The organism is Dyadobacter sp. SRI_021, from assembly GCF_057586235.1.
In genome coordinates, this window is sequence record NZ_JBYCZM010000005.1 from 136915 (window position 1) to 149336 (window position 12422).

Genomic DNA, 12422 nt, shown 5'->3' on the forward strand with positions numbered 1-12422 from the left:
TACTTTACGCAATAATTCCTTTCACCAACTTACCGGCTACGTCCGTGAGGCGATAGCGGCGGCCCTGATGCTTGTACACCAGCTTTTCATGATCCAGTCCCAATTGGTTGAGAATAGTCGCGTGAAAATCGTGGACGTGGACCGGGTCTTTGACAATATTATACCCAAACTCGTCGGTCTCGCCGTACACAATGCCCGGCTTGATACCTCCGCCGGCCATCCACACTGTGAACGCCCTTGGGTGGTGGTCGCGGCCGTAGTTGTCTTTAGTGAGCGTTCCCTGGCAATAATTAGTACGCCCGAACTCCCCACCCCAGATCACGAGCGTTTCGTCCAGCAAGCCGCGTTGTTTAAGATCGGTAACCAATGCAGCCGAAGCCTGATCCACATCCATACATTGCCCTTTGATCTCCGTCGGCAGCCCGCCATGGCTGTCCCATCCCTGGTGGTAAAGCTGCACGAACCGCACGCCCTGTTCGGAAAGTTTCCGCGCCAGAAGGCAGTTCGCAGCATAAGTACCGGGTACAAGGCATTCCGGACCATACATTTTCACGATCGATTCGGGCTCTTTGCTCATATCGGTGATTTCCGGAACGGCCGTCTGCATACGGAACGCCATTTCATACTGCTGTACTTTGGCAGTGATTTCCGGATCGCCGAAGTCGTTGAATGTGCCCTGGTTCAGTTCGGCCAGGTTATCGAGCATTTTGCGGCGCTGGGTACGGTCCATCCCGTCGGGGTCATTGAGATACAACACCGGGTTTTCCCCGCTGCTGAACTGCACGCCCTGGTGTACCGAATCCAGGAAGCCGTTGGTCCAGAGTTTGGAATAAACACCCTGGCCATTGCCTTTCCCGCGTGAAAGCAGCACGCAGAAACCCGGTAAATTCTGATTTTCGCTGCCCAACCCGTAGCTCAGCCACGCACCGAAGCTCGGCCTGTTCCCCACCTGTGCGCCGGTCTGGAAGAAAGTCAACGCCGGGTCGTGGTTAATAGCTTCGGTATTAAGGGTTTTGATAATACAAAGATCGTCCGCAATGCCGGCCATGTGTGGCAGCAACTCGCTCATCCAGGCACCGCTCTTTCCGTGCTGTTTGAAATTGAAAATCGAGCCAGCCAGAGGAAACTTGGCCTGATTGGCGGTCATACCCGTCAGGCGTTGCCCGCCCCGGATCGATTCCGGCAGGTCCTGCCCGTGCATTTTGTTGAGCATCGGCTTGTAGTCGAACAGATCGAGCTGCGAGGGCGCGCCGTTTTGAAACAAATAGATTACCCGCTTTGCTTTCGGAGCGAAATGCGGCAGGCCTGCCATCAGTTCGTTCACATCCGGCTCACCGCCGCCGCCTTTGAAAAGGTCCGGTATGAGCAGCGATCCCAGGGCCGCACTGCCGAGGCCGAGGCTGAGCTTGGACAAAAAATGCCTCCGTGTGGTGTTTATTCCGTAGTCGAATATTGGCTTTTCCATATTTGGCTATCGGCTGTCAGCTATCGGCTGTCAGCCTTTTTTTTAATTAAAAACTTTGTTTTTGGGGCTTTCGGCAATCAGCTTTCGGCATTCGATTGTTTAGCTGTTTTAAAAGAGTTGACAGCCGACTGCCGAAAGCCGACAGCCGCATCAACTCTTCGTAATCGTCTCCTCCATGTTGTACAGGGTGTTGATCACGCGCATCAATGCTGCTGCACGTACCTTGTCGGCTTTTGTCTCGTGCGGGAATTCACCTACATTCAAGACTTTGGCGGCATTGTCTTTTTGTCTCGAGAACATGAAAGCCTCTTCATTGTAATATTTTTTGAGCAGTTCTACTTCCTTATCGGTCGGCTGGCGACAAACGATCGCCCGAAACGACGAACGGATATTACCCTCGATGTCGGTCGACTTCGCGACCAGGCGCTCGGCCATCACACGCGAGGCTTCGAGCACGGTTGGGTCGTTCAGCATCACCAGCGCTTGCAGAGGTGTATTGGTCTTGGACCTTTTCACCTCGCAATGGTCTCGGTTGCTGGCATCGAAAATGATCATCGACGGCGGCGGCACGGTGAGCTTGATGAACGTGTACATTCCTCTACGGTACAATGCATCGCCTTTGTCCTGCTGGTAAGTGCGCAGGGTACCGCGTCCCGAAGTAGCCGCCTCCCACAAGCCTTTCGGCTGGTAGGGTTTTACGCTGGGGCCTCCTATTTTGGGGTTCAGCAAACCGCTGGTCGAGAGTACCATATCACGTACGAGCTCCGCAGGCAGGCGGTAGCGCGGGCCGCGAGAGAGGTAAATGTTTTCGGGATCGGCTTTCAACTTTTCGTCGGTAACCCTGGCGGATTGCCGGTAGGTCGCCGAAGTGACAATTTGCTTGACAAGCCTTTTAATGTCCCAACCGTGGTTCATGAAGTCGACGGCAAGCCAGTCGAGCAATGCGGGATTGGTAGGTAAGTCGCCCTGCATGCCAAAATCTCCCGTACTCTTCACGATGCCTCTTCCGAAAAATTCCTGCCATATCTGATTGATAAAGACCCGGGCAGTGAGCGGATTGCTTTTGCTGGTCGTCCATTTGGCTAGTCCCAACCGGTTTTGGGGTAGTTTAAGGGTATCAAAACGCATCACCGCGGGTAATGCCGAAGCGGTAACTACCCTGCCCGGCGCGTCATACGAACCGCGGTTGAGGATATGCGTCGGGCGCAGCGTATCCAGGTCGCCCAGCACCGATACCATCAGGCGGCTCGTATCCGGCCTGTTGATGAACGACAGCAACGTCTTCGCCTCCTCATCCGAAATGGTCATGATCGGGTTCTTGGCAGGCTTTGTCTGCGAAATATCCCCTTCAAAACCAACCTCTTTAGAGTTGTTGAAAAATGCGAACAGCCGGTAATAATCCTCCTGCGAAATAGGGTCATACTTGTGGTCGTGGCATTGCGCGCATTCGACGGTGAGCCCCAGCACCCCGGTACTGAAAGTTTTTGTTTTGTCGATATTGTACTCGATCCGGTATTCTTCCGGGATCACGCCGCCCTCTTCCGTGTATTTATGGTTTCTGAAAAAAGCGGTGGCCAGTATCTGCTCCTTGTTCGCATTGGGTAGCATATCGCCCGCGATTTGCCACATCAGGAACTGGTCGTACTTCATATTCTTGTTGAATGCATTGATCAGCCAGTCGCGCCACGGCCATTGGGTGCGCACTTCGTCGTCCTGGTAACCGTACGAATCGGCATAACGCGCCACATCCAGCCAATGAACGGCCATTTTCTCACCGTAGGCCTTTTTCGCCAGTAGCTGGTCCACTACTCTTTCGTAGGCATTGTCGCTTTGGTCAGCTTCGAACTGCTTCTGCATTTCGACCGTCGGCGGCAGGCCCGTCAGATCCAATGCCACCCTTTTCAACAAATAGCTTTTGGCGGCTTCATCGTTTGGTGCCAATCCTGCGCCTTCCATTTTATGCAAAACGAAATTGTCTATTTCGTTTTTCGGCCAATCTTCTTGGGAAACTTCGGGAACCGCGGGCAAAACCGGCGTAGTGAATGCCCAATGCCGCTCATACTTGGCACCTTCTTCGATCCATTTTTTCACCAGCCCTATTTCATGCTCATTCAGCAAACCCAGGTGCGACTCAGGCGTCGGCATTTGATACGACGGGTCGGGCGATGTAATTCTCCGGTATACCTCCGACTGCTCCGGCTTACCCGGGAAAATCGCCACACCTTTGCCATCTTTCAGCTTTGAATAAGCGCTTTCGGCAATGTCAAGCCGGAGGCCAGCCTCCCGCTTTTTGGCATCGGGGCCGTGGCATGCGAAACATTTATCGGACAAAATGGGCCGGATGTCGAAATTATAACTCACAGCTTCTCCACCCGACTGAGACTGTAACACGCCGTTCTTTTTGAAACAGGAAACCGCCAGAAAAGCAACGGCGCCGGATAGTACTCCCAGATACAAGAACTTCTTTTTCATTTGCAATTTTTTACACAATCAACTAATCTTTACTTCTCCTTTCACAGTCTCCGAACTCAGGAACTGCTCTATTTCTTCCAGCCGCTTTCCTTTCGTTTCAAACAGCTTCCGCTTCGCGTACACGTACGAGCACACGCAGAAGAAAGAGAAAACGAAAAATGTGTTAGCCACGCCCAGCCCGTCGCGCATGACCGGGAAAAGCAGGTTTACAATCCAGTCGGACACCCACATCGTCATGATGCAGATAGACAACGCAGTTCCCCTGATATGATTTGGAAATACTTCCGTAGCAATGACAAACTTCAACGGCCCGAGCGAGAAGGCGAAAAAAAGCAGGAACAGCATGATGCATACCAGCATACCCCATCCATTAATGCCATAGGCAAAGCACAGGCCGGTTAATGCAAGCGATATCGCCGCCCCGGCAGAGCCCATCAGGTATAACGATCTCCGCCCCAACGTATCGACCTTCCAGATCGCTATCAACGTGAATACCATGCTGGCCAGGCCTAGCATTACCTGGTACAGCAGCACATCGCCGATCACGATACCGGCGGACCGGAGGATCGTCGGGCCGTAGAATACCACGCCGTTGATTCCGCTGAACTGCGAAAGGGCGGTGAGAACCATGGTCATCACCAGCAAGCCACGCAACGGATATTGCACCAGTTCTTTGACGCCCCCTTCTCTTTGGGTGAAAGCCTCCTTTATTGCCCCGAATTCGGCGCGAGCCTCATCCTCCCCATTTATTTTCACCAGGATCCCGAGTGCTTCTTCGTTTCTGCCGTGCTTGGCGAGCCAGCGCGGGCTTTCCGGCACTGTCACGAGCAACACACAAAATACCGCCGCCGGGATCACGCTCACAAAAAACATCCCGCGCCACACCTCTTCCACAAACAGCCAATGCAAAACGCCGCTTCCCGAGCCCTCATGTGCGAGCGAGTACCGGTGCAGGAACAAGTTGCTGATGTACGCCGCCAGCACGCCTATCGTGATCGCCAGTTGATAGAATGTAACAAGCCCGCCGCGTTTCGGCGCGGGTGCTATCTCCGAAATGTAGAGCGGCGACACATTGGAAGCCACGCCCACTCCCGCACCAGCCATGATGCGGAATATAATGAGGATGGTATAAGTATTTGAAAATGAAAATCCTATGGCACTTACCAAAAAGAGCAGGGCCGCTACAAACAGCACTTTTTTCCTGCCTGTTTTATCGGCCAGGTAACCCGAGAATGCAACCCCTATAATGCAGCCCAGCAAAGCAAACGAAACAAACAGTCCCTCTTCTGCCGCCGACAAGCCATATTGCGTCCTGACCGGCTCGATGATCCCGCTCACCACGGCCATATCGAACCCGAACAGAAAGCCTCCCAACGCCGCGATGAGCGTAATGAGAAAGGTAAAGTGTTTTACTTGTTGTGTTTGCAAGATGTTCTTCGATTAAGGGCTTTCTTCAATGTCAGCTTTCGATCAGCAGACGGGTTTCATTTCAAGGTCGGAATTGAGGTTCACCAGTTTTCCCTCCCAACCGCACAAAGCAGCACCAGTGCCGTAAACAATACACAAATCCGCGGAAGTATCAGGGCGCAGCACCCTCATTTTCTGATCATCTAATGAATGAAATCCGTCCCCCAAATGCCTTTCATCGGCGGCAGGGGTTTTAAGACAGGCGTCTATGTCGTACCAAAGCACATTCCGTCCGGCGGCTGTCAGCGCCGCATGCAGCTTCTGCCGGACAAATTCCCACGAACGCACTTCAAAACCATCGATCGTCGCTGTCTTTTCATGACGCAGCCGCTCGACCAGAAGACCGGTATCAAATGCAGGGTCCGTGCTCTCAACAGCATTGTCAGAGGCCTCTCCTTCCCGGTTCGCCAGGCAGGCGGCGCCCGTAAGGATGCATGCTTCGGTATCATCACAAAAAACCACACGTACTTTACAATCAAGTGGTTTCAACTGGTTTTCTAGTGCATTGAGAAACAAATGACCTGCTTTCGCGATGTTACCGCCGATCACCAGCTCATCGCATCCGAACTTTTTCAGCCATGGAAGCAAAAACCTGCCTAGGTTGGCACCAAATTCATGAAATATGCCTTTCGAAACTTCCGAGTCCATTTCAGCCAGTTCACGAACATCCTTGATAGCCTGCCCGGTGGCCTGCTTGTAGGCATGATGGAACCAGCGCGTTGAAAAATAATCGTCGGCAATGGATTCCCCGAAAGGCTCATTGTAGAATGCACCCGACCCGGGCAATGCGTTATGATGTGTCACCAGCGCACCGTTCTCCATGAACGACGATCCGAAACCCGATCCTAGCGTAAGGAAAACGGTTCGTTTACTTTCCAGCCTATTCCGCGCATAAGCGCCAACCGCAAAACAATGCGCATCATTGAAAAACCGGAACGCAGTATCGGGCATACCGGTAGCATCTTTAAGCGCCTGCCCGAGGTGCAGCCCGAACATGCGCTCGAACTTCCCACCTACGTGAAGGACTGTACAAATCCCTCTGGCATAGTTGAAAGGCCCTGGAAATGCGATCCCGATTCCGGCAACCGGCTCCCTGCCCGCGAGCGCCTCCGTGATACAATCAGCGATCGCAGCCACAATCTCCGAGGCAGCACCGAAGCTATCTATTTCCTTTCGCACCATCGAAAGCGACCGCTCTCCGGTGAAAGACATATCCACGACACTGGCCGTAACATGACTTCCTCCGACATCCAACCCCAGACTTACATTTGGCGCTTCCATAAGGGACTTTGTAATATATGTTCAAATATACAAACATATCACTAACAGTCAAAAAAGTTGCATTAAATCAACATACAAAAATAATACATTTTGAACTCAACCAGTTGATTTTAAATTAATTACAAAATAAATATCAGATATCGTTTTGTGTTTTACTTCTACAAGCTCTAAGAGAAACAGAAATTTTTTGTCGAAATTCAGCCAATATGTATGATATGTATATACATATTAAAATACACAATATACATACACTGGAAGGCTCATTCCTGCCAGCTGCCGAACCCTTTCCGCACGTGCGCAGCACGAGTTTTTATTGAAACCGTCTATAAAAACCAATGGCGGGTATGCCCCGCCATTGGTCCCAAATACCTCAACTATTTACTAATTCACTCTATTAGAAATTTGTGCCTGATCAATAGCCAGGATTCTGTTTAAGCGCGCCATTGCTTTTCCGGATTTCCGTATTCGGGATCGGAAACAGATAGTAATGGTCGCCTTTCCACGGCTTGCGTACCTCGGCTTCGGGAATTACGCCGTAGGTATAGGATAATTTCCCCAAAGCATCACCTGGCTTGGCACCGGTCCAGTCCATGGTAACTTTCGTAAGGCCTCTGACCGCGATATCCACATTCCCAGGGGCCGCTTTCCAACGCATAAGGTCGAAGAAGCGGGAATCCTCCAAGTGCAGCTCGATAGCCCTTTCGTTCCGGTATACCCTCACCAGCTCAGCGCCGGTACTTTTGACATCGGGCATATTTACCGACGCCCGCTTTCTAACCTTGTTGATGTATTCCCTCGCAACAGCCTCATTACCCAACGCTATCTGGATTTCGGCGTAATTCAGGTAAAACTCGGTCAACCTCATGAACACGACTACCTGGTTATAGTCATAATCAAAGCTCGCACGCGGCCCGACAAAATCGTCGGTCTTTTTGAAAGTGTAACCCGTTTGAACCCGCCAATGGAAAGGTGTAAGGCCTTTTACCCAATAGGTTTTCGAATCGCGGCCGAAGTCGAACAGATTTTGGCCATTTTTAGGATCAACCTTATTGGGATTGATATAAGGAGGCGCATTGTCAGGGTTGGGGTTGGCGTCTTCCCAATATTCGTACAAGCGCTCAGTACTTTTCGAACCATCGACGATATTCAGCGGCCCTGCTCCGGGATAAATCACCGCGTCATAGAACCTCGGATCGCGGTTTTTCTCCGGTTTCTGCGGGTCGTAACCCGAAGCCGCATTCACTGTCACGCCGTCGGCCAGATAGGGATACTCGCCGTTGGTCATCTGAAACATATTTACAAAATTCTGCGTCGGTACAATCCGCTGCTGCGCGTCGAAACCACTGGGCCAGTAGTCGTAATTGTACCCCCAGCCGGGTATCCGGGTAGCAGGCGTAAACGACTTCCCGAAAATGGTCTCATCCGTCTTCAAGGGCTTTTTGAACAGCGCTGCATATTCGGGGTGCAGTGTAAATCCCAGGTCCAGAACGGCCTTGGTAGCCGTTTCGGCGGCTTTCCATTTAGCCATATCATTGGAAGGATTGTTGAGCGGACTTGCCAGAAAAAGCAATACCCTCGCTTTGAGCGCCATGGCAGCCGCTTTGCTGATCTTGCCGGTATTGACCGGCACCCCGTTCAAAAATCCGATAGCCTTATCCGACTCTTCCAATACAAACTTCGCGCATTCATCGAACGTATTCCGGGGCACATCAAAGCTCTCCGAGTTCAGCTGAAAACTGTTTGTAATAATGGGTACGCCACCAAATGTTCGCATTAATTCGAAATACATCCACGCCCGCAGGAAATGTACCTCGCCCTTCATGGGATCCAGTTTATCGGCGGGAATGCTCGATTTCTCGATATTCTCAAAAAATACGTTTGCCTTTCTGATAAAGCCGTATTCATAATTCCAAAGCGGCGTGCCATCCTGCATCGCGGCCAGATCCGAAACATTGTCCGCGGTCATATTCCCTTCAATGTAGTTGCGGATACCTGCCGAACGCTCATGGGTTTCGGGTTGGTTCACGGCTATGTCCGTCAGCGCATCATAGCCGCCGGTACCAGGCGCCCAGGGCGGCTTGATCCCGTTATAGATGTTGTACACATAGTTTTGAAGAAAGACCGCATCATTAAATACCGCCTCATCCGATATCGCGTCCAGCGGCTTCTTGTCGAGCACGTTACAGGAAGTAGCCGCAGCAATGATGCCGACGATCGACATCGTTAATGCCCGCTTCATTACCTGATTTTTTATAACTAAATATTTCATAGGTTATCTGAATTAGAAAGTAAGATTGAGGCCGAAGCTCAGGGTCTTCATATTAGGATACGCACCACCGTTTCCGCTCAGGAATTCAGGGTCACCATTGCCATACTTTTTAAGCGAATTGAAGAGCATGAATGCATTATCCCCTGAAACATAGATCCGCAGAGCGGTAATCCTTGCTTTCGAAAGCAGGCTTTTGGGAAGCGTATAACCCAGCTGCATGTTTTTCATGCGCATCCAGGTCGCCTTATGGTAATAGAAGTCGCTGTCCGAATTGGCAAGACCTGTCGGAGCGATCATCGGCAGTTCGGCATTCACATTCTCTTTGGAATAACTGTTCAGCGCTACGTATTCCAGACCATTACCTCCCGCACCGGAGTTGAATCCCGTGCTCAAACGGAACTTAGCGCCACTTTGGCCTTGCAGCAACATCGTCAGGTCGAAGTCTTTGTAATTCAATCCTACGCTCACGCCATATTGCGTACTCGGGAAAATCGTCGTAACCCCGGTAGTAGCATCGGTATTATTAGTGGTATTGAACATGTAACGGTCGTTGCTGTCGATTTTACCGTCGTTGTTCAGGTCGGCAAAAATCAGCCCGCCCAAAGTCGCGCCCGGATATTTCACGCTGTTGTCCAGATCCTGCTGCGTCCGGTAAATGCCGATGGCCTTGTAAACCAGGCGCGAGCCGAACGGCTGCCCTTCCAGCTTCTGATAAGGCTCGGCCTGAGGGGTTTCATCGAAATAGACAATCTCGTTTTTGTTATGTGAGATATTTCCGTTGATACGCAGCGTGAGATTCGAGAAGTTGTGCCGGTAGCCCGCCTGCAATTCGATACCCTGGCTGTTCATCTTACCAATGTTCTCATCCGGCAGGATCAAACCGGTGTAGCTGGGAATCGAAGCCTGCCTTCTGCCGAGAATATTGGAAGTTTTGTTTTTGAAAATATCGGCCTCGAACGTCAGGCGGTTATTCAAAAATGCCGCTTCCAGACCCAAATCGGTCTTTTCGCTCACTTCCCACGTGATATTCGGGTTCGGCGTCGACTTCACGGCAATCCCGCGGGCATCCACCCCATTCACTACCCAACCGGCGTCATAGCCATAGGCAGCGATGTACTGGAACGGATTCACCCGGTCGTTACCCAGTCGCCCCCAGGATGCTCTCAATTTCAGATTACTGATGACATTCTTAGGAATAAATGCTTCGTTACTGATCACCCACCCAGCCGAGACTTGCGGAAAAAATCCAAAACGGGTCTCTTTCGGGAAAATCGGAGAGCCGTCGTATCTCGCACTAAAACCAAAGAGGTATTTTTCCTTGAAGTCATAGCTCACACGACCGAAAAAGTTCTGGCGGCCCGATTCCGTGGCGGTACCATCATTATTCCAGTTCGCCCGGTTGGTACTTCCGGCAAAAAGCTGGTCGATGAGCGGCGAATCGTAACCAAGGCGCTGTGCCCAAAACAGGTTGTCGTTATAGCTCATCTGCTCATAGGCCACAAATGCGCTTATTTTATGGTCCCTGGCGAACGTCGTGGCGTACGAGAGTTTCACGTTTCCGGTCGTACGCAAACTTTGTTTGAAGTCCTCCCGCAGACCAATGTCCTCCACCGTTCTGGATTGCTTTTTTACGATAGATCCATCCGGAGCCCGCTCATAATAAGGCCATACGTAGTTAAACTGCTTATTGTAATCCACCGTTTTGACAAGCGACAAATAGCCATCGAGCGCCAATCCTTTCACGAACGGGATGCTATACTTGGCCCGCAGCGTTCCGCTGGCCACATCGGCCTTGTATCTGCGGTAGCCCGGACTTTGCAGGCGGGCGGCCGGGTTCAAATGCGACCATCCTTCACCTGGATACCGGTAGTCTCCACCAATATAGGCTTCCTGCAACGGACTGGTACTTGCCAGCGCGCCCACTTCCCCGCCGGGACCGCCCTGGGGCGTTTGGGTATATTTTTCACGAACCGAAAGATCGAGGCCAACTTCAAAGTCTTTGGTTACAGTTACATCAATATTACTTCTCACGTTGTATTGCCGCAGCTTCGATTTGGTGTCGCCACGCAGGATACCACCTTGCGAAGCCGTACCCAACGACAAGAAATACCTCACCCGGTCGGTCCCGCCCCGCATGGTGAGCGAGTAACGTGTTTGCCTGACGGGCGGGCCGATCAGGGCATTCCACCAGTTCTCCGGCCTGCGCTGGCCGGTCTTGAATGCCTCGACCAATGCATCGGGGAAGTCGGGGGGCGTTCCTTCCAGCGCTCTTCTGTCGTTTAGTACCTTCATGTACTGGAATGCATCAGCCGACTTCACTTTCATCGTCGGTGATTGCCATGATTGTGTCGTAGAAAAGTCGAATGCGGGCTTTCCGGTAGTCCCTCTTTTGGTCGTAACAAGAATAACCCCTCCTGCCGATTGCGAACCGTAAATAGCCGCAGAAGCGTCTTTCAACACAGAAATAGATTCAATATCATTGGGATCGAGGCGGTTTAGACCGTCGGGATCGGCGTTGGCTACTCCGTCGATTACGATCAGCGCCGAAGTGTTACGATACGTACTGGCGCCCCTCACGAGGATCTGTGAATCGTCGAAACCCGGCGCAGCGCTCCGCTGCGTCACATACACCCCGGCCATACGGCCCGCAAGCGAGTTGGACAGTGACACCGCATTGGATTTCTTGATCTCCGCACCGGTTGTCTGCACAACGGCGTTGGTCAGTTCGGACCGTTTCTGCGTGCCGTAACCTACCACCACCACGTCGTTGAGCTCCTGGGGCGACACATCCAGCTTCACCGCGATTGTCGACTGCGAGCCAACCTTGACCTCCTTGCTCGTGTAACCGATGTAAGAAAAAACCAACACGCTGTTCTCATCCTTCACCCGGATGGCGTAATTCCCGTCCTGATCGGACACCACGCCGTTGTTGGTTCCTTTTTCAAGGATATTGACGCCCGGTATCCCGGCATTGTTTTCATCCGTAACCTTCCCGGAAACGGCTTGTTCGGCCCGGCTTCGGTGTGCAGCATGTGCGGCAATACCGGATGTCCGTTCGCCGGTAGTCGGTACGCCGGGGGCGCGACTGAGCGGACCGGCATTTGCCCACGCCATCGGGGCGAGAAACCCCATCAACGCAATCCCCCATAGGGTACACGACGCACCGTGCCCATTTTCAGTCAGTAGTTTTGGTCTCATAAAAGGAAAGTTTAATTAATAAAGTCCCTGCCTGCGGGTAGGAACACCTGCGGGTTATGATCGAAAATTCTTGGGGTTTGCTGATGATATATGCAACGGTAATGAATAAACGTCAATACATTCCGGATAGCTTGCATGCGGTCTCCCATCGCCAATGCTTCACCAGGTAGTCCTTTCGGGCCTCTTGTATCGCTTCTTTTAGAATAGAAGCAATGCAATAGCCATCGGAGCAGGGCTCACGTTACTCACTTATGATATTATCCGTAATGA

The 12422-nt window shown here is 51.8% G+C and carries 6 protein-coding genes; all 6 read right to left on the reverse strand.

Annotated features, from left to right (window positions below; translation table 11 throughout):
• Window positions 1–4 precede the first annotated feature (4 nt).
• The 6 genes from AC2YIT_RS16690 to AC2YIT_RS16715 all read right to left on the reverse strand — a co-directional run bounded on the left by AC2YIT_RS16690 (window position 5) and on the right by AC2YIT_RS16715 (window position 12152).
• Entirely contained in the window at window positions 5–1465 is a 1461-nt protein-coding gene (locus AC2YIT_RS16690; RefSeq protein ID WP_430848810.1) for a DUF1501 domain-containing protein, read from the reverse strand.
• Window positions 1466–1615: 150 nt separating this feature from the next.
• On the reverse strand, window positions 1616–3937 hold the full coding sequence (locus AC2YIT_RS16695; protein ID WP_487279893.1) for a PSD1 and planctomycete cytochrome C domain-containing protein: 2322 nt from the start codon (window positions 3935–3937) through the stop codon (window positions 1616–1618).
• Between the two features lie 18 nt (window positions 3938–3955).
• Window positions 3956–5365, reverse strand: a complete 1410-nt coding sequence (locus tag AC2YIT_RS16700; protein WP_487279894.1) for a sugar porter family MFS transporter — start codon at window positions 5363–5365, stop codon at window positions 3956–3958.
• Window positions 5366–5407: 42 nt separating this feature from the next.
• Window positions 5408–6685, reverse strand: a complete 1278-nt coding sequence (locus tag AC2YIT_RS16705) for an ROK family protein (protein ID WP_487279895.1) — start codon at window positions 6683–6685, stop codon at window positions 5408–5410.
• A gap of 412 nt (window positions 6686–7097) precedes the next feature.
• Window positions 7098–8954 carry a RagB/SusD family nutrient uptake outer membrane protein gene (locus tag AC2YIT_RS16710; RefSeq protein ID WP_487279896.1) on the reverse strand — a complete coding sequence of 619 codons (1857 nt, stop codon included), beginning with the start codon at window positions 8952–8954 and terminating at the stop codon, window positions 7098–7100.
• A gap of 12 nt (window positions 8955–8966) precedes the next feature.
• Window positions 8967–12152, reverse strand: a complete 3186-nt coding sequence (locus AC2YIT_RS16715) for a SusC/RagA family TonB-linked outer membrane protein (RefSeq protein WP_487279897.1) — start codon at window positions 12150–12152, stop codon at window positions 8967–8969.
• Window positions 12153–12422: the final 270 nt, after the last annotated feature.